At 71.1% G+C, this 24,936-nt stretch carries 24 protein-coding genes and 1 pseudogene; 13 read left to right on the top strand and 12 right to left on the bottom strand.

The genetic code is table 11. From position 1 onward, the window contains the following. Positions 1-23 precede the first annotated feature (23 nt). From ACTWQF_RS34680 to ACTWQF_RS34690, 3 genes are read left to right on the top strand one after another with little or no spacing between them, the layout of a single operon-like run. Positions 24-1,922, top strand: a complete 1,899-nt coding sequence (locus ACTWQF_RS34680; protein ID WP_443283739.1) for an ABC transporter ATP-binding protein — start codon at positions 24-26, stop codon at positions 1,920-1,922. Continuing rightward, positions 1,919-2,620: a metal-dependent transcriptional regulator gene (locus tag ACTWQF_RS34685; RefSeq protein ID WP_443283740.1), complete on the top strand. Its 702-nt coding sequence runs from the start codon at positions 1,919-1,921 to the stop codon at positions 2,618-2,620. The genes ACTWQF_RS34680 and ACTWQF_RS34685 overlap by 4 nt, the downstream gene beginning before the upstream one ends. Further along, positions 2,617-4,332, top strand: a complete 1,716-nt coding sequence (locus ACTWQF_RS34690; protein WP_443283741.1) for an ABC transporter ATP-binding protein — start codon at positions 2,617-2,619, stop codon at positions 4,330-4,332. Before ACTWQF_RS34685 ends, ACTWQF_RS34690 begins: the two co-directional genes overlap by 4 nt. Before the next feature lie 286 nt (positions 4,333-4,618). Here ACTWQF_RS34690 and ACTWQF_RS34695 read toward each other — a convergent pair whose 3' ends face one another. After that, entirely contained in the window at positions 4,619-4,981 is a 363-nt protein-coding gene (locus tag ACTWQF_RS34695) for a winged helix-turn-helix transcriptional regulator (protein WP_443283742.1), read from the bottom strand. A gap of 68 nt (positions 4,982-5,049) precedes the next feature. Between ACTWQF_RS34695 and ACTWQF_RS34700 the strand changes: the two genes are divergently transcribed. Together ACTWQF_RS34700 and ACTWQF_RS34705 are read left to right on the top strand one after the other, a co-directional pair. Next, positions 5,050-6,003, top strand: a complete 954-nt coding sequence (locus tag ACTWQF_RS34700) for an NAD(P)-dependent oxidoreductase (protein WP_443283743.1) — start codon at positions 5,050-5,052, stop codon at positions 6,001-6,003. Positions 6,004-6,237: 234 nt separating this feature from the next. Further along, a pseudogene (locus tag ACTWQF_RS34705) lies at positions 6,238-6,483 on the top strand (hypothetical protein); the annotation flags it as partial. A gap of 61 nt (positions 6,484-6,544) precedes the next feature. Here ACTWQF_RS34705 and ACTWQF_RS34710 read toward each other — a convergent pair. Beyond that, on the bottom strand, positions 6,545-7,453 hold the full coding sequence (locus ACTWQF_RS34710) for a LysR family transcriptional regulator (protein WP_443283744.1): 909 nt from the start codon (positions 7,451-7,453) through the stop codon (positions 6,545-6,547). Between the two features lie 69 nt (positions 7,454-7,522). On the opposite strand from ACTWQF_RS34710, the gene ACTWQF_RS34715 reads away from it, so the two are divergent. Next, on the top strand, positions 7,523-8,146 hold the full coding sequence (locus ACTWQF_RS34715) for a short chain dehydrogenase (protein WP_443283745.1): 624 nt from the start codon (positions 7,523-7,525) through the stop codon (positions 8,144-8,146). Here the strand turns inward: ACTWQF_RS34715 and ACTWQF_RS34720 are convergent. Further along, the gene (locus ACTWQF_RS34720) at positions 8,131-8,820 is read right to left on the bottom strand and encodes a TetR/AcrR family transcriptional regulator (RefSeq protein ID WP_443283760.1); all 690 of its coding nucleotides are present in this window, start codon (positions 8,818-8,820) and stop codon (positions 8,131-8,133) included. The genes ACTWQF_RS34715 and ACTWQF_RS34720 overlap by 16 nt on opposite strands. 305 nt (positions 8,821-9,125) lie before the next feature. On the opposite strand from ACTWQF_RS34720, the gene abc-f reads away from it, so the two are divergent. The 5 genes from abc-f to phsA all read left to right on the top strand — a co-directional run bounded on the left by abc-f (position 9,126) and on the right by phsA (position 15,691). Further along, entirely contained in the window at positions 9,126-10,775 is a 1,650-nt protein-coding gene (gene abc-f / locus ACTWQF_RS34725) for a ribosomal protection-like ABC-F family protein (protein WP_443283746.1), read from the top strand. 68 nt (positions 10,776-10,843) lie between these two features. Next, positions 10,844-11,728, top strand: coding sequence for a virginiamycin B lyase family protein (locus tag ACTWQF_RS34730; protein WP_443283761.1), 885 nt, complete (start codon positions 10,844-10,846; stop codon positions 11,726-11,728). Then, complete coding sequence (locus ACTWQF_RS34735; RefSeq protein WP_443283747.1) at positions 11,725-12,570, top strand: maleylpyruvate isomerase N-terminal domain-containing protein; 846 nt, start codon at positions 11,725-11,727, stop codon at positions 12,568-12,570. The genes ACTWQF_RS34730 and ACTWQF_RS34735 overlap by 4 nt, the downstream gene beginning before the upstream one ends. A 114-nt stretch (positions 12,571-12,684) precedes the next feature. Then, positions 12,685-13,446: a class I SAM-dependent methyltransferase gene (locus tag ACTWQF_RS34740; protein ID WP_443283748.1), complete on the top strand. Its 762-nt coding sequence runs from the start codon at positions 12,685-12,687 to the stop codon at positions 13,444-13,446. Between the two features lie 394 nt (positions 13,447-13,840). Continuing rightward, complete coding sequence (phsA, locus tag ACTWQF_RS34745) at positions 13,841-15,691, top strand: O-aminophenol oxidase PhsA (protein ID WP_443283762.1); 1,851 nt, start codon at positions 13,841-13,843, stop codon at positions 15,689-15,691. 43 nt (positions 15,692-15,734) lie between these two features. Here phsA and ACTWQF_RS34750 read toward each other — a convergent pair whose 3' ends face one another. From ACTWQF_RS34750 to ACTWQF_RS34765, 4 genes are all read right to left on the bottom strand, one after another. Beyond that, a complete protein-coding gene (locus tag ACTWQF_RS34750; protein WP_443283749.1) occupies positions 15,735-16,154 on the bottom strand; it encodes an ankyrin repeat domain-containing protein in 420 nt (139 codons plus the stop codon). A 53-nt stretch (positions 16,155-16,207) separates the two neighbouring features. Beyond that, complete coding sequence (locus tag ACTWQF_RS34755; protein ID WP_443283750.1) at positions 16,208-16,909, bottom strand: HAD family hydrolase; 702 nt, start codon at positions 16,907-16,909, stop codon at positions 16,208-16,210. Positions 16,910-16,978: 69 nt separating this feature from the next. Beyond that, positions 16,979-18,067, bottom strand: coding sequence for a phosphotransferase (locus ACTWQF_RS34760; RefSeq protein ID WP_443283751.1), 1,089 nt, complete (start codon positions 18,065-18,067; stop codon positions 16,979-16,981). Positions 18,068-18,257: 190 nt separating this feature from the next. Next, on the bottom strand, positions 18,258-19,124 hold the full coding sequence (locus ACTWQF_RS34765) for a winged helix-turn-helix domain-containing protein (RefSeq protein WP_443283752.1): 867 nt from the start codon (positions 19,122-19,124) through the stop codon (positions 18,258-18,260). Positions 19,125-19,391: 267 nt separating this feature from the next. On the opposite strand from ACTWQF_RS34765, the gene ACTWQF_RS34770 reads away from it, so the two are divergent. Beyond that, complete coding sequence (locus ACTWQF_RS34770; RefSeq protein WP_443246289.1) at positions 19,392-19,574, top strand: hypothetical protein; 183 nt, start codon at positions 19,392-19,394, stop codon at positions 19,572-19,574. 139 nt (positions 19,575-19,713) lie between these two features. Here ACTWQF_RS34770 and ACTWQF_RS34775 read toward each other — a convergent pair whose 3' ends face one another. The 3 genes from ACTWQF_RS34775 to ACTWQF_RS34785 form a co-directional block, all read right to left on the bottom strand. Next, on the bottom strand, positions 19,714-21,006 hold the full coding sequence (locus ACTWQF_RS34775) for a GNAT family N-acetyltransferase (protein WP_443283753.1): 1,293 nt from the start codon (positions 21,004-21,006) through the stop codon (positions 19,714-19,716). Positions 21,007-21,078: 72 nt separating this feature from the next. After that, positions 21,079-22,029: an asparaginase gene (locus ACTWQF_RS34780; RefSeq protein ID WP_443283754.1), complete on the bottom strand. Its 951-nt coding sequence runs from the start codon at positions 22,027-22,029 to the stop codon at positions 21,079-21,081. 121 nt (positions 22,030-22,150) lie between these two features. Beyond that, positions 22,151-22,702 carry an RsiG family protein gene (locus ACTWQF_RS34785; RefSeq protein ID WP_443283755.1) on the bottom strand — a complete coding sequence of 184 codons (552 nt, stop codon included), beginning with the start codon at positions 22,700-22,702 and terminating at the stop codon, positions 22,151-22,153. Positions 22,703-22,852: 150 nt separating this feature from the next. On the opposite strand from ACTWQF_RS34785, the gene dtd reads away from it, so the two are divergent. Beyond that, positions 22,853-23,278 carry a D-aminoacyl-tRNA deacylase gene (dtd, locus tag ACTWQF_RS34790; protein ID WP_443283756.1) on the top strand — a complete coding sequence of 142 codons (426 nt, stop codon included), beginning with the start codon at positions 22,853-22,855 and terminating at the stop codon, positions 23,276-23,278. Positions 23,279-23,306: 28 nt separating this feature from the next. Here the strand turns inward: dtd and ygfZ are convergent, their stop codons facing one another. Beyond that, positions 23,307-24,320, bottom strand: coding sequence for a CAF17-like 4Fe-4S cluster assembly/insertion protein YgfZ (gene ygfZ / locus ACTWQF_RS34795; protein WP_443283757.1), 1,014 nt, complete (start codon positions 24,318-24,320; stop codon positions 23,307-23,309). Between the two features lie 38 nt (positions 24,321-24,358). After that, positions 24,359-24,853 carry a Fur family transcriptional regulator gene (locus ACTWQF_RS34800; protein WP_443283758.1) on the bottom strand — a complete coding sequence of 165 codons (495 nt, stop codon included), beginning with the start codon at positions 24,851-24,853 and terminating at the stop codon, positions 24,359-24,361. Positions 24,854-24,936: the final 83 nt, after the last annotated feature.

The following is a 24,936-nucleotide window of genomic DNA, read 5'->3' on the forward strand; positions in this document are numbered from 1 at the left end:
AAATCGACGAAGACGGGAGAGCGATGACCGCCACCGGCCTTTCCCGGGCGAGGGAAGAGTCCACACCACCACCGGATGCCGATTCCGCGCCGCGACAGAGCATGGCACGGCTGCTGCGTCCGTATTTCTGGGGTTTCGCGGCCGTTGTCGTCCTGCAGGTCATCGGCGCTGTCGCGGGCCTGGCGCCGCTGCTGGCGGTCGTCGAGTTGGGCCGTGCGCTGTTGTCGTCCGGGCCGGCCGATCACGGCCATGTCCGGACCGTGGTGATCGCGGGGGCGGCCGGCTTGCTCGTACGGCTGCTGTTCACGGCCGCTTCGTCCGGTATCGGGCACATTCTCGACAGCCAGGTGCAGTTGTCTCTTCGCCGAGCGCTGGCCGCGCGGCTGGGGCGCGTACCGATCGGCTGGTTCTCCCGGCGCCGGACCGGTGAGCTGGCAAAGGTGGTGGGGGAGGACGTCAGTGCGGTGCACCCGTTCATCGCCCACACCCCCGGCGAACTCGTCTCCGCATTCGTGGTGCCACTGGTGTCGCTGATCTATTTGTTCACCGTCGACTGGCGGCTCACCCTGATCACGCTGATACCGGTGGTGCTGGCAATCGCGCTGGTCCCGTTGATGATGACCCCGGCCCGGCAGCGCGAGCAGAGGGAATTCGACGAGGGCATGGGGCGGATCTCCAACTCCGTCGTCGAATTCGTGCAGGGCATCTCGGTGGTCAAGGCGTTCGGCGGATCCGGGCGCGCCCATCGTGAATTCCGCACGGCCGCAGACAATTTCGTCGACACCTTCTACCGGTGGGTGCGCGGTGTCTCCGGGATCGCCGCGGGGATGCAGATGGTGCTGTCGCCGCCATTCGTGCTGCTGGTCGTGCTGATCGGCGGCGCGGCTCTGATCACGAGCGAGGACATGCCCCCGGCCGACCTGCTGCCCTTCCTGCTGCTCGGGCTGGGCCTGACCGCTCCGGTGGCAGCCCTCGGCCACGGCTTCGACGACATGCAGGCCGCCCGGCGTGCGGTCGGCCGGATCCGGGACGTACTGGCGGTGCAGTCGCTGCCGGAGCCCGCGCACCCTGTCGCACCACAGGGGCACCGCGTGGAACTGCGTGACGTCCGGTTCGGATACGAAGCCGACCGCGAGGTGCTGCGAGGGATCGACCTGGTGCTCGAACCGGGGACGGTCACCGCGATCGTCGGGCCGTCGGGCAGCGGAAAGTCGACGCTCGTTCAGCTGTTGCCGCGATTCTTCGACCCGACCCACGGTTCGGTCTCCCTGGGCGGTGTCGATCTGCGCGAACTCGGCAGCCGGGAGCTCTACCGGAAGGTCTCCTTCGTCTTCCAGGACGTTCGCCTGCTGCGCGCTTCGATCGCGGACAACATTGCGCTGGCCGTACCGCATGCCGACCTCGACGACGTGGTTTGCGCCGCCCGGCTGGCAAACATTCATGACCGAATTTGCGAACTGCCGCGCGGATACGAGTCGGTGATCGGTGAGGACGCCGGACTGTCGGGCGGCGAGGCACAGCGGATCTCGATCGCACGCGCACTGCTCACCGCCGCGCCCGTTCTGGTGCTCGACGAGGCGACCGCCTTCGCCGACCCGCAGACCGAACAGGCAGTACGCCGGGCCCTGGTGACGCCGGAGGGCGAGCGGACCGTTCTGGTCATCGCCCATCGCCTTGAGACGGTCGCCGACGCCGACACCGTCGTGATGCTGGAGAACGGGTCGATCGTCGAGCGCGGCAGCCCCGCCGAGCTGCTGAAACAGAACGGAAAGTTCGCCGCGTTCTGGCAATCCCACCGGTCGGTGAGCACCGAATCGGTGAGCACCGAGGAGATCGATACCGACCGGTCGGCCGAAGAGGTCCGGGCGATGCCGACAGGCGGGGGTGCGAAGAAGCGTGCGAGGAAGGAAGAACGACCGTGAGAACGCATGGCTTGGTCGATCCGAGAGAGATGTATCTCCGCACCATGTTCGAGCTGGAGGAAGAGGGCGTCGTCCCACTTCGGGCGCGGATCGCCGAGAGACTTCAGCAGAGCGGGCCGACCGTCTCACAGACGGTGGCCCGGATGCAGCGCGATGGCCTGGTGCGGGTGGCCGACGACCGGCGGCTGGTGATGACGGGGCCGGGCCGTCGGCGGGCCGTGCGGGTGATGCGGAAACACCGCCTGGCCGAGTGCCTTCTGGCGGACGTGATCGGTCTTCAATGGGAGGACGTTCATGTCGAGGCATCCCGATGGCAGCACGTCATGTCCGACGCGGTGGAGACCCGGTTGACGGAGATCCTCGGCCACCCCGCCACTTGTCCGCACGGCAGCCCCATTCCCACTCGGGACGAGAGCGACGCCGTCTTTGAGCCCGTCCTCACCATGACGGATGCGGCCACCGCCGCAGAGAGCACGGTGATGGTCGTCCGGATCAGCGAACAACTCCAGAACCATCCCTCGGTCCTGCTGCGCCTGAAACGCGTCGGGATGCGACCCGCTCACAAGGTCACGGTCATGGCCACCGAGGGCGGCGTGCGCGTGACCGGCGACGAGCAGGCGACGTTCCCGCACGAACTCAGTGATCACATCTTTGTGAAGCCCCACGCCGGCGTGCTGCAAGGAGACCAGCCGCGATGATTCAAACCCTGCTGCGCGTGCTGGGGCGCGAGTACGCCCGGCCGATGCGCCGCACCGTGGCCCTGATGACGACGACCGCGATGGCCGAGGGGCTGTCCTACGCACTGCTGGTTCCCGTACTGCGGGCGCTGTTCGGGGGCACGCCCTCGGATGCCTGGCCCTGGCTGCTCGCGTTCGGATCCGCGGTCGCGGGTTACGCGGCGCTCCGCTACATCAGCGATCTGTCCGGTTTCCGCGTCGGGGCCGCGCTGTTGCGTGGTACGTACCACCGTCTCGGCGATCATCTGGCCCGCTTGCCCATCGGCTGGTACGGGGCCGGCCGCGTCGGGGAGGTGTCCGTCCTGGCCAGTCGCGGCGTCCTGCAGGCGATGAGCGTGATCGCGCATCTGCTGGCACCGTTCATCTCCGCCTGTGTGACGCCGCTGACGATCGTTGCCGTGATGCTTGCCTTCAACTGGCACATGGGGCTGGCCGCGTTGGCTGCCGTACCGGCCGTGGCGGCGATCCAGATCTGGACGGGACGCTCGATGGCTGCCGACGACGCGGAGCGCCAAGAACGCGACCATGAGGCCACCGGGCGGGTCATCGAATATCTCCAGGCCCAGCCGGTACTGCGAGCCGGCGGCCGGACCGTCGAACGTTTCCGGTTGCTCGACGACTCGTTGCGGGAGGTCCAGCGCGCGTCCCGCCGTTCCACGCTGTCGGCGCTGCCCGGCGTACTGGGCTTGACGGTCACGGTGCAGGCGATGTTCACCGCGCTGCTGGTCCTGGGTGCCTACCTCGCGCTCGGCGGGAATATCGGGGTGGCAGAGACTTTGACGATTCTGGTGCTGGCCGCCCGCTGTGCGGATCCGCTGCTTTCGCTGTCGGATATCGGTGGCAAACTCCGCGGCGCACGTTCCGTGCTGGCGAGACTCGACACGGTATTGCGCACCGAACCGCTGCCGGAAGCTCCCGAACCCGTCCAGCCGACAAGCCATGACCTGGAGTTCGAGTCCGTCTCCTTCCAGCATGGCGACCGTACGGTGATCGACAACGTGTCGTTGTCCGTGCCTGAGGGACGGCGGCTTGCCGTTGTCGGCCCGTCGGGCGCGGGCAAGAGCACACTGCTGCAGCTGCTCGCACGGTTCTACGACGTGGACGCGGGCGCGGTGCGCGTCGGAGGCGTGGACGTACGCGCCATCAACACCGAGGAGCTGATGGCGCATATCTCCATCGTCTTCCAGGATGTCCATCTCTTCGATGGCACGATCGAGGAAAACGTGCGTCTCGGGCGCCCCGATGCCGACGAAGCCGAGGTGCGGGCGGCAGCGACCGTGGCGCGGTTGGACGAGGTGATCGAGCGGCTGCCCGGCGGGTGGGCGATGCATGTCGGCGAGGGCGGCGCACTGCTGTCGGGCGGTGAGCGCCAGCGTGTCTCGATCGCGCGGGCGCTGCTGAAGAATGCGCCCGTCGTGCTGTTGGACGAGGTGACCTCCGCGCTGGACCCGGTGAACGAGGCGGCGGTCCACGAGGGCATCGAACGCCTGATGGCGGGCCGGACGGTGGTGATGGTCGCGCATCGGCTGCGAACCGTCCAACGCGCCGATCGCATCGCCTTTCTGGACGGCGGCCGGATCGTGGAGGAGGGCAGCCACGACGAACTTCTGCGCCGCGGTGGCCGTTACGCCGATTACTGGAATATTTCCCTGATACCGGCAGCGAGTGAATGAGCCGGACCACCACGGCCGGGCTTTTCAGCCGGACGGCCGCGGCGATGCCCGGATTGAACGCCGAGTTCCGAACGCCGGTGGACAACGAGATGCCGGCGTGAAGGTCAAGCTGCCTGCGCCCCCTCGCCCTCGGCTTCACAGCGTGCCGCTTTGGGCGGCAGCCACTTTTTTGTGGGTACTTGGCAGCGGCAGGCGGCCGGGCGAGTCTGGTGGTGGCCGGTCGGGCGACCGACCGGCCGGTATGAACGACGGACAACCGGCGAGAGGGGCTTCGGGTGGCTCGATGTCAGGAGACCGGCGTCTGCGGCTCCAGCGCCCTGGTGAGCATCTCCAGTCGGCGGTGGCCCCAGTCGGACAGCGGCCCGAGCGCCTCGGCGAGGTCGCGGCCGAACGGGGTCAGCGAGTACTCGGTCTTCAACGGCAGCACGTCGTACACCTCGCGGTGCACGAGGCCGTCCGTCTCCATCTCGCGGAGTGCCTGAGTCAGCACCTTCTCGGTGAGCCCCGGCAGGTTTCTGCGGAGCTCACCGGGGCGGCGTGGGCCTGACTCCAACTGCCAGAGCAGGGCGGTCTTCCACTTGCCGTCGATCACGGAGATCGCGGCGGTCACCCCGCACACGTTCGGGTCCTGAGCACGGCTGCGCGTCATCGTCGCCCCCTTTGTCATCAACAGTTACTTCTTGCTGCTATTCATCCTATTTACAAGGGAGTTGAGCCATGTCTTCGTCCACGTCTTCCTCCGCCTCTTCCTCCACGTCCCCATCCGACGAACAATCCACCGGCCGTCCGTCTTCCGACGGCCGGTCCGCCGTCACGGTGCTCGGGCTGGGGCCGATGGGGCAGGCACTGGCCGGTGCGTTCCTGGACGCGGGGGTACGGACCACCGTCTGGAACCGGACCCCCGGCAAGGACAAGGAGCTGGTCGAACGGGGCGCATCGAGCGCGGCGTCGGCCGAGGAGGCGGTCGCGGCGGCCCAGCTGACCGTCGTCTGCGTGGTCAACTACGACGCGGCCGACGCCGTGCTGCGGCGCGATGCCGTCACCGACGCGCTCAAGGGCCGTACGGTCGTGAATCTGACCGCCGACACCCCAGGCCGTGCCCGGGACACGGGCGACTGGGCGGACCGGCACGGCATCCACTACCTGGACGGCGCGATCATGACGCCGACCACCACCATCGGCACCCCCGACGCCGTCTTCCTGCACAGCGGACCGCGCGAGCTGTACGAGCAGCACCTGCCCGTACTGGAGGCGCTGGGCGGCACCCACACCCACCTCGGTACGGAGATCAGTCGCGCGGCGGCCCACGACATCGCCCTGCTCGACATCTTCTGGACCGCGATGGCGGGCTACGCGCACGCCCTCGCGGTCGCCCGCGCGGAGGGCATCAGCGCGCGGGAGCTGGCGCCGTTCGCCAAGGGGATCGGCGCGATCCTTCCGCCGCTCTTCGAGGAGTTGGCGAGCGACATGGACAACGGCACGTTCTCGGGGGAGGGGAACCCGCTCACCTCGGGGGCCTCTTCCATGGCGCACATCGTGCACACCTCCGAGGAGCACGGCATCGACGCGGCAGTCATGCGCGCCGTCGAGGGCTGGGCCCGCCGCACCATCGGACTGGGGCACGGGGCGGACGGTTTCATGCGGGTCGCGGAGGTGCTTGGGCGGCACTGACCGGCCGCCCGGATGCGGCGCGTACTGCAGGGACGGGCCGGACGGGACGGGCCGGACGGCCAAGGCCCGCGAGGGACGGCACATCCGGTGCTGCGGCACCCCGCTCGGCGGCCGGCCGGCTGCCGAGCGGAACTCGTATGCGACCTGGCGACGACAGGGGACGCGGAGGCAGCGGCGGCAGCGGATGCGACGGCAACGGGCTCCGCGGCGGCGGACTCCGCCGCGGCGGGCTCGGCTGCCGCGCGGGAAGTGCGGGCGTACTGGGCGGAGACCGAGGCGGAACTCGCGGCGCGCCGGGACCTGGCCACCCTCCTCGTCGACCACCTGTCACGGAAGGACGTGGACCCCATATCTCATACCTCCAAAGCCCCCGACGTCCCCCTGAACATCCGCTATGCCGCCCACTCCGACACCGGACGCGTACTGGAGAGCAACCAGGACACGGCATACGCCGACGCGCAGTTGCTGGCCGTCGCCGACGTGGTGGCTGCCGGCGCTGCTGTTGGCTGACCCGCATCACCGAAGGCTGCTCATCCCGTGGTCAAGGCCGCCGCGGTTCGCGCGGCCCGCGCTGTCCGGACTGCCCGCGCGGGGCGCCCCCGCGCAGCAGCCGGGCGGCGTGGTCGCAGAGGGCGCGGGTGGCCGGGTGGGTCGGGGTGTGCGGCCACACCAGGCTGACGGTGATCGGGTCCGCGTCGGCGAGCGGGAGATAGCGAACGCCGGGGTGCGGATAGCTGTGGAGGGTGCTCTCGGCGGTCACCCCGACGGAGTCCCCCGTGGCGATGGTGGTGAGCCATTCGTCCACGTTGGCCACCTCGAAGGTGTCGGGCCGTGCCTCCTCGGGCCACAGTTCGGCGCTGGTGGTGGCGGCGGTGGCGCAGATCGCGACCGGACGCGGCGCCAGATCGGCCAGCCGCACCGTGCCGCGCTCGGCGAGCGGATCACCGTCGGGGACGGCCGCGACCCGGGACTCCTGGTAGAGGGCGAGCGCTTGCAGCCCCGCGCCGGGTGCGGGGCGCGTCCGCAGGAAGGCCGCATCGATCTCGCCCCGCCGCAGCTCGGCCTCCGGGTCGTCGCACCGGCGCACACCCAGGGGCGTGCCCGGGTGTTCCGTACGCCATGAGCGCAGGAGCGGCACGGTGTGGCGGCCGAGCGCTCCCCAGGGGAAGCCGATCCGCAGCGGGCGCGGGCCCGTCACGACCTCCGCCAGCGCGTCGTCCAGCTCCCGCAGCATCCGGTGCGCGCGCTCCCACAGCCGCCGTCCCGGCTCGGTCAGCTCCAGCCGACGGGTGGTCCGCTCGACGAGCCGGGTCCCCAGCCTGGCCTCCAACTGGTCGAGGGTGCGGGAGAGCGCGGGCTGGCTGATGTGCAGGGCGTGGGCAGCGCCCGTGATGGTGCCCTCGTCGCCGATGGCGGCCAGCGCCCGCAGATGACGCAGCTCCACATTCATAATCACCGAGCATAAGTCCTGCACAATCGGCATTTTACTGCGCTGAGAACGGGACCTAGCGTCCTCGGCATGAACATTCTTCTGATCGGCGCGACGGGCAGGCTCGGCGCCGCCGTGCGTTCCGCGCTGGCCGAGCGCGGCCACAAGCTGCTCACCGTCGGCCGCACCGGCGGCGACCTGCGCTACGACATCGCCGACCCCGAACAGGTCACCGGCCTGTACGAAGCGGCGGATGCGGCGGCGCGCGCGGCGGGCGGGCCGCTGGACGCCGTCGTCAGCGCGGCCGGCGATGTGCCGTACAAGCCGGTGGTCCAGATGTCGGCCGCCGACTACACCGCAGCCTTCCACGGCAAGGTGCTCAGCCAGCTCGAACTGGTCCGGCAGGGCATCCCGCGGATCGCCGAACGAGGCTCGTTCACACTGATCACCGGTGTGCTGACCCGCGAGCCCATCCCCGCAGGCAGCGCCGCCTCGATGGCCAACGGCGCCGTGGAAGCCTTCGTACGCGCCGCGGCCGTCGAGATCGCTCCGCAGCGCGTCAACGCCGTCAGCCCCACGATCTTCACCGAAAGCGTCCCGGACTACGGCGACTTCTTCCCCGGCGTCCTGCCAGTGGACCTTGCGGACGTCGCCCAGGCGTACGTCCGCTCCGTCGAAGGCAGCCATACGGGACGGATCTACGAACTGGCGTGACCTCCCGCGGAGGCGCCGGCGAACGCCCCGGCCCGCGCGGCGAGCGCAGCCGCGTGGGCCGCCTCCGCCGGCAGCTCCGGGTCCGGTTCGGCGTGCAGCAGCACCCGCTGGTGATAGACGGGGGCCGTCGAACTCACCACCAGCTTCCGCGCGTCGACCGGCGGACTCAGCTCCCCGCGCGCCACCGCGCGGTCCACCACCACCTCGCAGCGTGCGTACCGCTCCTCCCAGAACCGTCTCAGCGCCCGCGCCGCCTCCTCCGAGCGGAAGGAGGCGGCGATCAGGGCCAGTGCGACTGACGGCTCCTCCGTCAGCGCCTCCTGCACCTCCTCGTTCAGCGCCCGCAGGTCACCCTCCAGAGAGCCGGTGTCGGCCGGGCGCCAGCCGTCGTCCCCCGCCGCGTCGAGCACGTCGGCGAGCAGTCCGCCCACATCGCGCCAGCGGCGGTAGACCGTCGCGCGGTGCACGCCCGAGCGCGCGGCGACGGCGTCGACGGTCAGGCCGTCGAACCCCTGCTCCACCAGCAGCGGGCCGACGGCTCCCAGCACCTTCTCGCGGACGCGCGCCGTACGCCCGCCGGGCCGCCGCGAGCCGGGGGTCGGCGGCTCCGCAGCGTCGGCGGCGGCCTCGTCGGCCGCGTTGTCGTTGCCTTCTCCGGGCTTTCCCGCTGTCAGTCCCGCTGTCACGTCACGACCATCTCGCTTCCCGTCCTTGCCGTCCTGCTCGTCCTCGCCGCCCTGCTCGTTCCCGTCCTCGCTCGCCCCGCTCGGGATTCCCACTTGCCGTGGTGGGGACGACGTGTCACTATCTTAACGCGACAGGCGTCGCTGTAAAGTCTCGCCGGTCGCGTGCCCGGTCGTATCCGTCGCGCATCACACATGCGGCGACACGGAAGAGGAGTTGCCGATGCTCAACCAGAGCGTTCACCCGGTCCTGTCCCCCCTGGACGTCTCACCCTTGATCGCTTTGGAGAGCACGGATGCCTACTCAGATCACGGCCTCGGCCGTCACGAAGTCGTACGACGGCCGGACTGTCCTGGACGGGGTGAGCTGCGCGCTCTCGGCGGGTGAGCGCGCGGGGATCGTCGGAGAGAACGGTTCCGGCAAGACGACCCTGCTCCGCCTGTTCGCGGGGGAGGAGAAGCCGGACGGGGGAGAGATCGTCCTGCATGCCGAGGGCGGCGTCGGCTACCTCGCCCAGGAAGAGGTGCTGCCCCCGGAGCTGACCGTGCAGCAGGTCGTCGACCGCGCGATGAGCGAGCTGCGCGCCATGGAACAGCGCCTGCGCACGCTGGAAGCGGCGATGTCGAAGGGCGACGAATCGGCTCTCGGGCAGTACGGGGAGCTGCTGACCGTCTTCGAGCTGCGCGGGGGCTACGAGGCCGAGGCCCGCGTCGAACGCGCCCTGCACGGGCTCGGACTGGGCCTGCTGCCCCGCGCCCGCACGGTGGGTGGCCTCTCCGGCGGCGAACGGGTACGGCTCCGGCTGGCCGCCCTGCTCGCTGCCGGCCCCGAGGTGCTGTTGCTCGACGAGCCGACGAACCATCTGGACGACGCCGCGCTGCGCTGGCTGGAGGAGCATCTGCGGGCCCGGCGCGGCACCACGATCGCCGTCTCCCACGACCGCACCTTCCTCGAGCGCGTCGCGACGACGCTGCTGGAAGTCGACGCCGACCGCCGCCAAGTCGTCCGCTACGGCAACGGATACGCGGGCTATCTCGCCGAGAAGGCCGCCGCCCGGCGGCGCTGGGCGGAAGCGCACGAGCGCTGGCGGGCCGAGACGGAACGGCTGCGCGAGACCGCGGCCACCACAGCCCGCCGAGTGGCCCCAGGCCGGGCGATGAAGGACGGCAACAAGATGGCGTACGACCGGGCCGCCGGGCGCGTCCAGCAGTCCCTCGCCAGCCGGGTCCGCAACGCCGAGGAGCGGCTGCGCCGACTGCTGGCGGACCCCGTGCCACCCCCGCCGGTACCACTGCGCTTCACCGCCCAGGCCCTGCGCGGCGCCGGACTGCGCGGCACGGTGCTGGACGCCGAGGAGGCCGGTGTCCGAGGCAGATTGGCCCCTACGGGTCTGACCCTCGCCGCCGGTGAACGGCTGCTGGTGACGGGGCCCAACGGGGCCGGCAAGAGCACCCTGCTGAGCGTCCTGGCCGGAGAGCTGGCGCCCGACACCGGTCGCGTCTCCCGCAGGGGCCGCATCGGCTACCTCCCCCAGGACCCGGAGCTCCCCGCCGACACCGGGCAGACGCTGTTGGAGGCGTACGCCCAGGGCCGTCCCGGATCGTTGGAGGAGCACGCCCGACGGCTGCTCACGCTGGGCCTGTTCGACGTCGAGCGGCCGGCAGTGCCCGCCGCCCGGCTCTCCACGGGCCAGCGGCAACGCCTGGCCCTGGCCCGGCTGGTGACCGAACCGGTCGACGTCCTGCTGCTGGACGAGCCGACCAATCACCTCTCACCAGCGCTGGTCGAGGAGTTGGAAGCGGCGCTGGACGCCTACGACGGCGCGCTGGTCGTCGTCAGCCACGACCGCAGATTGCGGCAGCGCTGGCGAGGCGCGCAGCTCGCCCTGGAAGAACCGACCGCGTCGCTCCCCGAGGGGACGGCCGAGGAGAGGAGCTACTTGTGAATCCCGACCGCCAGAGCCCCACCCCACCTGCCGCTCCCGAGGGGCCGGTTGCCGAACCCGCGCCGGCGGTGGCCGTGACCACCACGGCGGTCTTCGGTTCCGAAGCGGCTCCCTACGACGTCGTCACCGGTCCCGACGGGGCGCTGTGGGTCACGCTCGTGGGTACGGGCGCCGTCGCCCGCGTCACCCCGGAGGGCCGGGCGACGACGTTCCCGCTCGGCGCCGCCGACTGCGGTCCGACAGTGATCACGCCGGGCCCCGACGGCGCCCTGTGGTTCACCCGCACCAAGGACCACCGCATCGGCCGGATCACGGTGGACGGGCAGGCCGAGTCCTTCCCGCTGCCGACACCGGAGTGCGCCCCGTACGGCATCGCGGTGGGCGGGGACGGCGCGCTCTGGTTCACGGAGACGAGCGCCCACCGCATCGGCCGCATCACCACCCATGGAGAGGTCACCGAGTTCCCCCTCCCGGCCAGCGGGTGCTTTCCCTCCGCACTGGTGGCAGGGCCGGACGGTGCGCTGTGGTGCACGCTCAACCAGGCGGACGCGATCGCCCGTATCGCGCTCGACGGCAGCGTCACCCTGTACGAGCTGCCCACCAAGGGTGCCGCACCGGTGGGAATCGCCTGCGGTACGCGGGAGCTGTGGTTCGTGGAGATCGGTGCCGGTCAGCTGGGCCGGATCGGTACGGACGGCAGCATCGACGAATTCCCGCTGCCCGACCGCGAGTCCAGGCCGCACGCGGTGACCGTCGGCCCGGACGGCACCTGCTGGGTCACCGAGTGGGCGGCCAACCGCGTGGCAGCCCGCGCCCCGTCCGGCCACATCGTGGAGCACCCGCTGCCCACCCCGGGCTCGGAGCCGCACGGCCTCACCGTCGGCCCGGACGGCGACCTCTATGTCGCGCTGGAGCTGGGAGAGGTGGTCCGGCTCAGTATGGTGACGTCATGACCAGCTTGATACACGAGCAGTTCTGCGCGGAAATCCCGGCTCAGGCCGCGAAGTTGAGAGAGCACTTGGTGGGCGCCGACCTCCGGGTCCCCGCGATCACCTGCCCCGGCTGGACCCTCGGACAGCTGGTGCGGCACTTGGGCGCGGCACACCGGTGGGCGGAGCTGACCGTGCGGACCCGCGCGCAGGAGCCTGTCTCCGACGAGGAGGTCAACGCAACCCCGGAGCAGCCGGACGAGACAGCAACGGACGGCCGGGCCGTCGCCGAACTCGGCGAGTGGCTCATCGACGGCGCCGAGCGGCTGGCGCGCACACTGCGCGAGGCGGGGCCCGACGCCAAGGTGTGGTCGCCGGCGCCGGAGCCCTATGCCACATCGGCGTTCTGGGCCCGCCGGATGACGCACGAGACGGTGGTGCACAGAGCAGATGTGGCGTTCGCGGTCGGCGGAGGCGCCCGGTACGAGGTGGCGGAGGAGGTGGCGCTGGACGCGCTGGACGAGTGGATGGAGTACGGGGTGCTGCCGGAGGCGACGGACACCCCACCCGGCGGACCCCCGCTGCTGGGCCCCGGCCGCACGGTGCATCTGCATGCGACGGATGTCTCGGGCGGAGCGGGCGACTCGGCGCGGGGTGAGTGGCTGGTCGATCTGAGCGGGGAGACCCCCGTATGGCGTCACGGACACGAGAAGGCCGCCGTCGCGCTGCGCGGCCCTCTCACCGACCTGCTGCTGCGGACCTACGGGCGTCCGCCGCGCGCGGAGGGAGCCGTCGAGGTTTTCGGCGACGCGGAGTTGCTGGAGCTGTGGCTGACGCGGTCCGGCTTCTGGCTGCACGCTGAGTGAGCCTTCGGCTGGCGAGGGGGTGCCCCTGCCCGACGTCCGCAGGCTGCGGCTGGGTTGTGGCTGCGCGGGACAAACCGGTTGGTCCGGGCGGTGCGGGGGCGTGACGATGGGGGTATGGCGCGATCGTTCGATGACTTGGTGGCGGAGGCCGCTGCCGTGTCCGTGGAGGGTTGGGACTTCTCCTGGCTGGAGGGGCGGGCGACGGAGGAGCGCCCCTCGTGGGGGTACCAGCGGCTGATGAGTGCCCGGCTCGGCGCGGCCTCCGCGGCGCTGGACATCCAGACCGGCGGCGGCGAGGTGCTCGCGGAGGCGGAGAAGCTGCCGCCCACCATGGCCGCCACCGAGTCATGGCCGCCGAACGTCGCCAAGGCGACCGCGCTGCTGCGGCCGCGCGGGGTGGTGGTCGTCGCCGACCCGGACGAACCGCCACTGCCGTTCGGCGACGGCGCGTTCGACCTGGTGGTCAGCCGTCACCCGGTGCGGGCCTGGTGGTCGGAGATCGCCCGGGTGCTGGAGCCGGGCGGCAGTTGTCTCGCCCAGCATGTGGGTCCGGCGTCGGTGTTCGAGCTGGTGGAGTACTTCCTCGGCCCTCAACCTGAGGCCCGGCGGCATCGGCGGCCCGAGGACGAGCGGGCGGCGGCCGAGGGGGCGGGGCTGGAGGTGGTGGACCTGCGGTCCGAGCGGCTCCGGATGGAGTTCTTCGACATCGGCGCGGTCGTCTACTTCCTGCGCAAGGTCGTGTGGATGGTCCCGGACTTCACCGTGGAGCGGTACCGCGACCGGATGCGGGAGTTGCACGACCGGATCGAGACGGAGGGCCCGTTCGTCGCGCACTCGGCACGCTTCCTCATCGAGGCCCGCAAGCCCGGCCCGTAGGAGGCTGAGCCCGCGCGTCCGGGTTGCGCGACCAGACGGGAATGCGTCCGACGGCTACGACAAGCCTCCCCCACCTGTTCGACAGTCGGCGTGGATCGACCGCTCAATCCGCGATACGGCAACCCAGGCGCGGTCACGTCACGTCCCGCCCCCCGTAGCAACAGCCCAACGGGGGGACAACACGGTGACCGACTCCATCGACTCCATCGACTCCATCGACTCCATCGATTCCATCGAGAAGATCGAGCACGTACGGGACGCGGACGGGCGTGGCAACGGAAACGGCAACGGGAACGGGGAGGCAACACCCGCACCCGTACCCGCATACACGCCCGCCCCCGCACCCACCTCAGCGCCCGCACCCACGTCCGCACCCGCACCCACGCCCGGGGAGCTGACGCCCTACATCGACCCGCTCCGCGTACCGCCCACCCTGCGCCCCGAGCCGACGAGCGACCCGCGCGGCAGCCAGGTCGAGATCGAGCTGACCGAGACCTGGACGCGGCTGCACTCCGAGCTGCCGCCCACCCGGGTGTGGGCGTACAACGGTCACTTCCCCGGGCCCACGTTCGAGGTACGGCGCGGCCGGCGCATCCGGGTGGCGTGGACGAACCGGCTGACCGGGCCGTTCCCCGTCACAGCCGTCGCCGTCCCGCGCGGCGAGCCGACCGATCCCAACAGCAACCACCCGGGCCGGGACGGGGTCAAGCCGGACCCGGATGTGGCGGCGCTGCCCGGCTGGATCGTGACCCATCTGCACGGCGCGGTCACCGGCGGCGGCAACGACGGCTGGGCGGAGAACGCGGTCGGCCACGGGGACGCGCAGCTTTGCGAGTATCCGAACGACCACCCGGCGACCCAGTGGTGGTACCACGACCACGGGATGAACATCACCCGGTGGAACGTCTACGCCGGACTGGTCGGCACGTATCTGATCCGCGACGCGGAGGAGGACGCGCTGCGGCTGCCCCGTGCGCCGTACGAGCTGCCGCTGATCCTGGCCGACCGCAACCTCGACCGGGACGAGGCGGAGGGCACAGGCGGTGCGGGCGACGAGGGCCCGCTCAACGGCCGCCTCCTGCACAAGGTGCTCAGCCTCGGCCCGAACCCGGAGACGGGCAAGGACGTCACCCTCCCGTTCACCGGCCCGTACACCACGGTCAACGGCACCATCTGGCCGTACATGGAGGTGGAGCCGCGCTGGTACCGCTTCCGGCTGCTGAACGCGTCCAACGCGCGCACCTACGAGCTCGCGTTCGTGGACGAGGAGGGCGTTCCGGTGCCCGACGGCACGGTCAAGCAGATCGGCAGCGACGGCGGTCTGCTGCCGCGCCCGGTGGATCTCGGCTTCACCGATGATCCCGACCCCGCGCGGCGCCGGGTGCTGTCGGCCGCGCCGGCCGAACGGTTCGATCTGCTGGTCGACTTCCGTGCGCTACGGGGCAGGAAGCTGCGCCTGGTCAACGTGGGTGCGACCGGCTTCGGCGTGCCCGACCCGGCGCGGAACATCCCGTATCCACACGTCATGGAGTTCCGGGTGGGCGCCGAGCCGGTCGAGGACCCGTTCGTGCTGCCTGCGACGCTCTCCGCCTCGTTCCAGAAGCTCACCCATGACATTCCGCACCACCACCGCCTCGTCGTGCTCACCCCGCCCGGAACCGTGGGCGGCGGCGGGCACCCGGAGATCTGGGAGATGGCCGACATCACCGAGGAGGTCGGCCACCGCGCGGTCCCGCGGGCGGACGGCGTCATCCAGGTGCGGGGGAGGGACGGCAAGCTGCGGACGTACCGGCGGATCGCCCGGACATTCGACGACACGCTGGGCTTCAAGGTGGCGCACGACGACTACGAGCAGTGGAGCTTCCTCAACCTCGGCGGTCCCACCCATCCCATGCACATCCATCTGGCGGACTTCCAGATCCTCTCCCGCGACGGCTTCGACGTCTCGGGCTTCGACCGAGCACTCGGAGGTACGAGCGAGGGCCGACCGGTCACCTTCGCGCCGGGCGCTTCCGTGCCGGTCGCGCCGAACGAGGCCGGCTGGAAGGACGTTTTCCAGGTGCCTGCGGGCCAGATGGTCAACGTTCTCGGTCGCTTCGACGGCGCACACGGCCGCTTCATGTACCACTGCCATCTGCTGGAACACGAGGACATGGGCATGATGCGACCGTTCGCCGTCATGCCGGGCGAGGTACTGAAGTTCGACCACGGCCCCGGGGGCGGACACGGCGGCGGGCACCACTGAGCGCCTGCGGGCGGCGCACGGGGAGCAAGCCGCCCGCGCGGGCCTACTGCTCGCCGAAGAGGTCCAGCAGTTCCCGCTTCTCGAACATGCGGGCCGTCTCCACGGCGGACGGCGTCCCGGCGTGCGGGTCGGCGCCTGCCTCGACGAGGACCCGCACCACCTCGTCCTCACCCTTGAAGACCGCACCGGCGATCGGGGACTGCCCCCGGTCGTTGGTGCGGTTCGGGTCGGCACCCTGGGCGAGGAGGGCGCGGACCGTCTCCGGGTGGCCGTGGTAGGCGGCCAGCATCAGGAGGGTGTCGCCCTTGTCGTTGCTCAGGTTCGCGGGGACGCCCGCCTTGACGTAGGCGGCGACGGTGTCGGTGTCGCCGTGCCGCGCCAGGTCGAAGACCTTCTGCGCCAGTTCGAGGACCTCGGGGTCGTGGGCGGGCTCGTCGCTCGCGGGGGTGGGTGCGTCGCTCATGGGGCCAGCGTACGGATCATCGCGGGCCACGAAGGGTTTCGCCCCAGCCCCCCTCACGCATGGGCCAGCGGGTCGACCGTCAGGAGTACATCGCGGAGGGAGGGGACGACCCACTCGGCGCCGGCTTCCCGCAGCTCCCGCTCCTTGCGCTCGTTACGGGCGTAGCCCACGAAGCCGACCCCGGCGGCCCGCGCGGCGGCGACATCGCGTGCGGAGTCCCCGAGCATCAGCGACTCGGCGGCGTCGGCACCCGTCGACTCCAGGGCGCGCAGTACGCAGTCCGGGTCGGGCTTCAGCCGGAGCGGCGCGGTGCCGTCGCTGACCCGGCCGCACACGCGCCCTCCGAAGGCTTCCAGCAGGGAGCGGCCGGCGAGGTAATGCTCCACTGCTTCGGCGGAGTTGTCGGTGGCGACGGCCACCGTGCGGCCCGTAGCGCACAGTGTGCGTACGAGGGTGTCCGCGTACCCGGTGGGGAAGGCCACCTTCGCCGCCGCGACCTCCTCGCTCGACAAGGACCGCTCCATCTCTCGCACGCGCTCCTGCGGTAGCAGCGTCACGTCGTCGAAAGCGGCGGTCAGCAGCCGCAGCGGGTCGGTGGTCTCGGGCCATGTTCCGGCGGAGCTGTCGGGCCGGTCGGCGTACGTCTCGCGCAGCCGCCGCGCGACCGAGGCGGCGGTGCGCCGGGCGAAGAGGTGGCACAGCGGGCCGTCGAAGTCGAATATCACGCACCGCGCCGAGCTGATCGCATGCTCCACTGCCGCCACCATCCTCTGTCCCCCGTCGCCCCGTCGTGGGTCGCACGTCGGGCAGCGATTGTTGCAGGCTCACCCGCGCGCGGGCAGCGGTCCGTTCGACCCCGTGCAGAACTCGGCGTACGCCAGCTCGACGGCGCCCGGGCTCGGCACGTCGGCCAGCTCAAGGGGCTCGGCGCCCCGTACGAGTACGTCGTGCACGAGCTTGGCCACCTGCCCCAGCAGGTCGGCGAAGGCAGGTGAGCCCACGGCGTCGGCGACCACGACGGCCTGCCGGACCACGTCGGTGAAGACGGACTGGGCCCGCTTGTAGTCGAGGTAGCGCGGCAGATCCTCCGCCAGCCCGGCGTCGGCTCCGGGCAGCAGCGGGGTGACGGTCCGCCGCCACCCCTCGACGACTTCGGTGCGCTGCCGGGCCGGGTAGTCCATCAGGTACAGATGTGTGGCCAGGTCGTACAGCGGGTCGCCGAACGAGGCCAGCTCCCAGTCGATGGTCCACAGCGCGCCTGCCGGGTCGACGATGAAGTTGGCCCGGTGCAGATCCCCGTGCAGTAGACATACTGGCCGGTCGGTCTGTCGCGCGGCCTCGGTCGCCAGCCTGGAGCGGGGTCCCAGCGCGTCGCGCGGCACACCGAGCCGCTGGAAGAGCGGGCCGAAGCGCGGCAGGCGTGCGTGGTAGGCGCGCTCGCGGGTGAATTCCAGCAGCCCGCGCAAGAAGCCGGAGCTGTCGCTGCTGTCACCGTCGTCAGAGCCCAGCGGACAGGCACGTACGTCGCCGGGCCGCAGCCGGCACAGCGAGGCGAACCGTTCCATGATCTGCCGCAGCTGGGCGGGCTCCACGGGATGACCCCCCGGGGAGAGCGCCGCGAGGGTCCGGCCCTCGATGAACCCGTGGAAGACGGTCCCGGTCGAGCGGACCCGGTGGACGGGCGGCACGCGCGGTACGCCGAGCCGGGCGAGCTCCAGCAGCAGTTCGTCCTCGGAGGCGAAGTACCGCCGGTCGAACCACAGGGCCCCCGCCCGGGGTTCACCGATCTTGACCCGTCCCAGCCGGGTCAGTTCGCCCTGTGGCCGGACGACGTACCACTCGCGGTGGTAGCCCGCCAGCGGTCCGTCCACGGCGCCGATCGCTTCGGCCTGTTGCAGGGCGGGTGAGGTCATCGGCGCTGTCCTCAGGGGCGATGGGGCCGGGCCACGGGGATCACCGGGGTGCCGGAACTTTACCGGGCTCTTCTTTTCCCCATCTCGCGGCTCCCTCGCCCGTCACCCGAAGGTCTGTCACCCGAAGGAAGCGGCCATGGTCTGTCACCGAAGGTCACCGAAGGTCACCGAAGGGAGCAGCCATCGTCTGTCAGCGGAAGGGAGCGGCGATGGTGGTCCACAGGGAGTCGAAGAACTCCTGCGACTCCTCCACGAAGCTGACCTCCTGCTCGTCCCGTGCCTCCGGCCCCCGGTTGGAGCGGAAGAGCTTGGCCGTGAGGCCGAGTACGTCGTAGAGGGCCAGTTGTTCGCCTTCGAAGGCGGCCTCCTCGTTCTTGACGACCTGGTAGTAGCCGATGAGGGCCTCGTCGCCGTTGAGCAGGTAGAGCTTGTGGGTGGGGGTGAGCGGAACGGCGCGGACGGTCAGCGTCACCTCGGTGTTGAACTGGGAGAGCGAGCCCAGGGAGTTGCTGAGGGCGTTGACGTAGGTGGTCTGTATCTGGTGCAGCCGTTCGCGGGGCTTGGGGTTCTCGGGGTCGTCTATGAGGCGGGGGAGGGCCAGCCGGGCCTCGAGGCTGGGGATGAGCACGCGCGCGGTGACCGAGCGGGGGGTGAGCTGCCGGTCCATGACCTGGCGGATGGGCCAGGCCAGGGCGTTGTTGAGGGTCTCGGTGGTAAGGGAGAACGCGTCGATGGTCACATCCTCGGCCTGAAATGCCTCGTGGAGGCGGTCCGTCAGCTCCACTCCGGCACTGCGCGGGGCGTCCGCGTGATGCGTGGGCTCGGCTACGGTCGGTGAGGCTCCTCGGCCCACGTTCTCCAGCAGGCCCTCCTGGGTGAGGGCGGCCAGGGCCTCCCGTACGGCGCTGCGGCCTACGGAGAACTCGGCTTCCAGCTCCCGTTGGGTGGGAAGGCGGGTGCCGGGCCGGAGCTCTCCGGTCCGGATCCGTTCACGGAGAGTGTCGGCGACCACATCGCGCGGGCGGTGGCCGCTTGCGGAGGTCGGCTTCCTGGTCACGCGATGACCATACAACTTCCGGTCACTCGGCGTTAGTTGTCTGCCATACGTTTTCAGATGGTGGACAAGTGGGAATGTAGTAAGCGAGTTGGTCGCCAACTTTCCTACCTGGCAGACAACCTCGCCAACCAGTCCAACGGTTCCACAGTTGCACAGTGCCATCCCGCTTCTGGTCGGCCTTGAGCCATCCGCCCGTCCGACGTCCCATGGGCGAACCCGCACTCCCAGCACAGCCGTTCCTCTCGTGCCTGAGAAGGAGGGACCGCCATGCCACTCTTCGCGCTCGCCGTAGCCATCGCCGTCGTCGCCTTCGAACAGCTCGTCCAGGTGCGCTACGGGGTCCTGGGCCTCGTGGGCTTCCTGCTGCTGAGCATCGGCCTCAAGGCCCGGCACACCGGATGCAGCACCGCGGGAGCCCTCGTGCTCGCCACCCTGCTGCTCCATCCCTGACCGCACGGGGCGCCCTGAGCGCACGGGCGCTCGCCCCGACCGGGGGCCGCTGTCATGCCGCCTTCCCCTCCCATCAACCCACGCCAATGGGGAAGGCGGCTTGACGACGGCACTCCCCCGAACTCCGGGGGCCTGTCTCCTAGAACACGTCCTGGCACCACGGCCGCCTGGCCGTACGGAACAGCACCTCCGCCCGCTCCGCCGCCCCCTCCCGGTGCTCGGCAAGCCGTCCCAGTGCCGCCAGCCGCACGGCCGACTCGTCGCCCAGGAAGAGGGCGCCCAACTCGGCGACGTCCAGCGACAGCTCCGGGTCCTCCCGGGTGGCCGCGCACTGGGCCCCGCCCTCCGGCCCGGCCGCCTCCAGCTTGAAGCGCCCGCCCGCGTAGCCGTCCTTGTCCCGCACCTCCAGCACCAGCGAGCCCTCGACCGCGTAGCTGCGGGCCGCCAGCATGCGGGGCACGTCCAGCGGCCGGATCCACAGCCAGTCGGCGTGTGTGACGGTGCGCGCGGCACGCGGGTCCGGCAGCAGCAGCGGCAGTACGTCGTCCGGGGCGCGACAGCCTGTCCGTACCCGGAGCACCCAGTCCATCGCCAGGACGAACCTCCACAGCGCCGCCTCGCCTGCGGCCGTCGTGGCGAACAGGTCCCGAACCGTCACGGTCTGCTCGGGCTGCTTTGCCTGCCATACGTCGTCGGAGGTGTAGGTCACCCCGCCCTGCGGCTGCCCGTCGGCGTCGCGGTAGACGGCGTGGAAGGCGGGGGTGAAGCCGTCGTCCGGGAAGCGCAGGTCGCCGGTCGCGGTCCGCCACCACTTCCCGTCGCGGTCGATGGCGCCCTGCCGCTGCGCCCCGGTACGGAACCGCTCGTGGACGGCCGGCATCTGCGCCCGGAACTCGGCGGCGTCCACCAGATCCACCCGTCCGCCGTCCCCCAGGTCGGCCGGGCCCGCGTAGCGCCGGTCCAGGCCCGTACGGGCGATGAGGACCTCCCACTCGGTGGTCCAGGTCGCGGGGCCGAAGCCGTACCGCCCGTAGATCGGGTACTCGGCCGCGATCAGGCTCGCGCACACCTCGCCGCGCTCCTTGGCCGCGCCCAGCGCGTTCGCCATCATCCTGCTCAGCAGCCCGCGCCGCCGGTGCGTGGGCGAGACGGTGACACCGGAGACCGCGCAGGCGGGCAGCACCGCGCCTCCCGGGACGGTCAACGACTGCCGCAGTGTGCGGAACGTGCCCACGCACCGTCCGCCGTCGTAGGCGCCCTGGATACGGTCGAGTTCCGTGCCCAGCGCGCGGGCCGCGACCTCTTTTTCACCGACGGTGGGGCCGCGGAAGAAACCGGTGGAGACGGCGCGGAGCCACTCCGGAAACTCGTCGGAACTGGTCAGGGTACGGATCTCGACGGGGTTCGCCATGCGCTCGACAGGGTTCGCCATGCGTTCACGCTAGGCACGCGCCCCCGGAGCCGCACCCGGATTTCCACCGTCCGGCAGCCGCGCGGACCGCCCTCAGAACGCCGCGCGGACCTCGCCGACCCGCACGCCGCCGCCCAGTATCGGAGCCGTCGCGATCCGCTCCAGCACCGACGAGCTCACTCCCAGATGGAGGGAGAGTGCCCGCGCCAGCACGGGGCCCAGCGCCCGGGCCGCGCCGTCCTCCACCTTGAGGGCGAGAGCGCGGCCGTCCGGCAGCGCGAAGCCCTGTACGGCCTCGGCGCCCATCTTGCTGACGGCGCCGGGCAGTTCCCGCATCAGCCAGGTGTCGTGCCGCCGGGTGCCGCCCACGTATTCGGGGTGGGTGCGCATCGCCTCGGCGACCCGTCCCTGAGGCGTCTGCGCGGAGGCCAGCGCCAACGCACGGAAGCCGCGCGCCAGCCCGGTCAGCGAGACGGCCATCAGCGGGGCGCCGCAGCCGTCCACACCGGTGTGCGCCACCGGGTCGCCGGTGGCCTCCTCCAGCGTTTCGCGGACCAGCTTCTGCAGCGGGTGGTCCGGGTCCAGATAGCTGTCCACCGGCCAGCCGTTGGTCCGGCAGGCGGCGAGCATCGCGGCGTGCTTGCCGGAGCAGTCCATGGCCAGCGGCGTACGCGCTGAGCCGGCCGCCAGGAACGCCTCGGCCTCCTCCTCGTCCAGCGGGAGGGAGGCGGGGCACTGCAGATCCGACTCGGCCAGCCCCTGCTCGGCGAGCATCGTACGGACCAGGTCGAGCTGGAACCCCTCCCCGGAGTGGCTCGCCGCGGCCAGCGCCAGCCGCTCACCGGACAGCTCCAGTCCGGAGCTCAGCACGGCGGCGGCCTGGAACGGCTTGTTCACGGAGCGGGGGAAGACCGGCGCCTCCGGGTCGCCCAGCGCGAACGTGACGCTCCCGTCGGCTGCCAGCACCACCAGCGAGCCCCGGTGCCGTCCCTCGGTGAAGCCGGACCTGACGACCTCGGCGAGCACGGGGGATATCTCGGGCATCTCGGGACCTTCCAAATGGTGTACGCCGTACGGCGGCATGCGGGGCAGTCGGTTGTGCGACCCTTCACGGTAACCGGACCCCCGGTACCGCAGAAGGGACACCCCTCCCGCACGGTCCCGGCTACGGCAGCAGGTCGTCCACCTGCGCCTCGCCCTCCCGATACCGTCGGGCGATCTCCGTACTGCACTCGTCGGCGGTGCGTTGGAGCGACTGGCGGCGGCGCGAGACCTGTTGCTCGTAGCGGACGAGCCGGGCCATCGCGTCGTGCAGCTCACCGTCCGTACGGGCCTGAAGGTCGCTCAGCTCCACCTCGGCCAGCATCTCCTCGGCCAGGGCGCGGTACTCCTCGCTGCGCGGTGCGGCGAGCGTCACATGCCGGGCCGAGGAGCGGTGGCTGGGCGGGCCGTCGGCGAGGATCTGCGGCAGCAGATCCAGCAGCGGTGAGCCCGCGGAGCTGCGTCGGGCCAGCTCGGCGCGGAGGATGTCGATACGCCCCTGGAGCAGTCTGCGCACATAGCTCAGATCCGCCTCGTCCTGTTGTGCCGAGCCTCGCAGGGCTCGCAGCTCGTGCAGGCAGAGCGTGTGCAGCTCCGGCTGCTCCGGCTCACGCAGCGCCTCCAGGGCCCCGGACTGTCGCGGCGTCCGGGACCGGCCCGCTCCGGTAGTGCTCATGGGCTTGTGTCCCCTCATCCCCATTGCGCGGTACCTGCTGAACGCACCGCGTGTGCGCATCGTGCCATTCTGTGCCCTTGCTCGCAGCGCTCCTCACCCCGGGGCGGCGGCTGCCCGACCCGCCGGACGGCGGCACGGCATCATGGCGGCATGCGAGCAGTGGTGCAGAGAGTGGACGGCGCGAGCGTCACCGTGGACGGTAAAACCGTTGGTCAGATAGTCGGCGAGGGCCTGTGCGTGCTGGTCGGAGTCACGCACGACGACACGAAGGAGAAGGCGGCACAGCTCGCACGGAAGCTGTGGTCCGTGCGCATCCTGCATGAGGAGAAGTCGTGTTCGGACATCGGAGCGCCGCTGCTGGTGATCAGTCAGTTCACTCTCTACGGTGACGCGCGCAAGGGGCGGCGGCCCACGTGGAACGGGGCGGCGCCCGGCGATGTCGCCGAACCCTTGGTCGACGAGGTGGTCGCCCAGCTACGGGCGCTGGGCGCCACCGTCGCCACCGGCGTCTTCGGCGCCGCGATGAAGGTGTCCTTGACGAACGACGGCCCCTTCACGGTGCTGCTGGACGTATGAGGGCCCCTTAGCAGGAGACGTCACCGGCTCAGGGGGTGACGACAATTTCCTGTGCCGCGGCGGTGGCGTCGGGCCCGACGATCAGCGCCGCGGCAGGATCGACGTTCCGCTTCACCAGCGCCAGCGCGATCGGTCCCAGCTCGTGGTGGCGCGCGGAGGTGGTGACGAACCCGAGCTGCCGCCCCTCCAGGCCGTCGGCGGCGAGCCGCACCGCGTCGCCGTGCACCGGCAGCCGCACCTCGCTCCCGTCGAGGTGCAGAAAGACCAGCCGTCGCGGCGGCTTCCCCAGGTTGTGGACACGGGCCACGGTCTCCTGCCCGCGGTAGCACCCCTTCTCCAGGTGTACGGCCGAGCCGATCCAGCCCACCTCGTGCGGGATGGTCCGGTGGTCGGTCTCCATCCCGAGGCGCGGCCGCCGCTCCTCGACCCGCAGCGCCTCGTAGGCCAGCACCCCGACGGCCGGCCCGTGCGCTGCGGCAAAGTCCGCCAGCTCGCCGCGCGGCAGGAACAGATCGCGCCCGTACGAGGTCTCCCGTACGGCCAGGACGCTGCCCGGCACATCGGCGATGGAGCCTGCCGGCAGATGGACGACGGCGACGTCCGGTGTCCGGTCGGCGATCTCGACGCGGTAGAAGAACCGCATGCTCTCCAGGTAGGCGATCAGCTCGCCCTGCTTGCCGGGTTCGGTGTGCATCCACACCGTCGTCCCGTCGTCCACGAGCTGAAGCGCCTGTTCGATGTGCCCGTTGGCGGAGAGGATCAGCGCCTCGGTGGCCTGGCCTGCCGGGAGCTGCTCCACGTGCTGGGTGAGCAGCAGATGCAGCCAGGGGAGCCGGTCCTCACCGGAGACGGTGACCACACCGCGGTGCGAGAGGTCCACGAAACCGGTGCCGTCGGCGAGGGCGCGCTGTTCCTTGAACAGGTCGCCGTAGTGGGCCGCGACGCCCTCGTCGGGGGCTTCGGCCGCTACCGCGCCGGGGAGGGCCAGCAGGGGGCTGGGGGCGGGAGCGGCGGCGCTGTTGCTCGAACTGCTGGAGGACATACGCCCAGCCTACGACGGGCCACGACGGCCACGACGGGCTAGGAGCGGCTCTCCGGCTTGCCGCCCGCATCGGCCGCAGCGTCGTTGTCACCGTCGCTGTCGCCGTCGTCGCCGGCTTTCGCGATGCACTTCGCGCACTGGCCGAAGATCGCGAAGTGCTTCATGTCCGTCTCGAAGCCGAAGCGCTTCCGCAGGGCCGCTGTGAAGGGCTCGGCGACGGACAGCTCGGCCTCGATCACATCGGTGCAGTCCCGGCAGACCAGGTGCATGTGGTGGTGCCGGTCGGCCAGATGGTAGGTGGGCGCGCCGTGCCCGAGGTGCGCATGGGAGACCAGTCCCAGCTCCTCCAGGAGCTCCAGCGTGCGGTAGACCGTCGAGATGTTGACGCTGCCGGCCGTGCGGCGGACCTCGGCGAGGATGTCGTCGGGCGTGGAGTGCTCCAGCTTGTCCACGGCCTCCAGCACGAGCTGGCGCTGCGGAGTGAGCCGGTATCCGCGCGCCCGAAGGTCGCTCTGCCAGTCGGTGGTAGCCACGCAGTCCAGTGTAGAGAGGTGCGGCGCACAACGGCGCGGGTCCGGGTGCCCCCATGGCACCCAGAACCACCCCCCCGAAAAAA

It is taken from the genome of Streptomyces sp. 8N114, assembly GCF_052245835.1.
Lineage (GTDB): Bacteria > Actinomycetota > Actinomycetes > Streptomycetales > Streptomycetaceae > Streptomyces.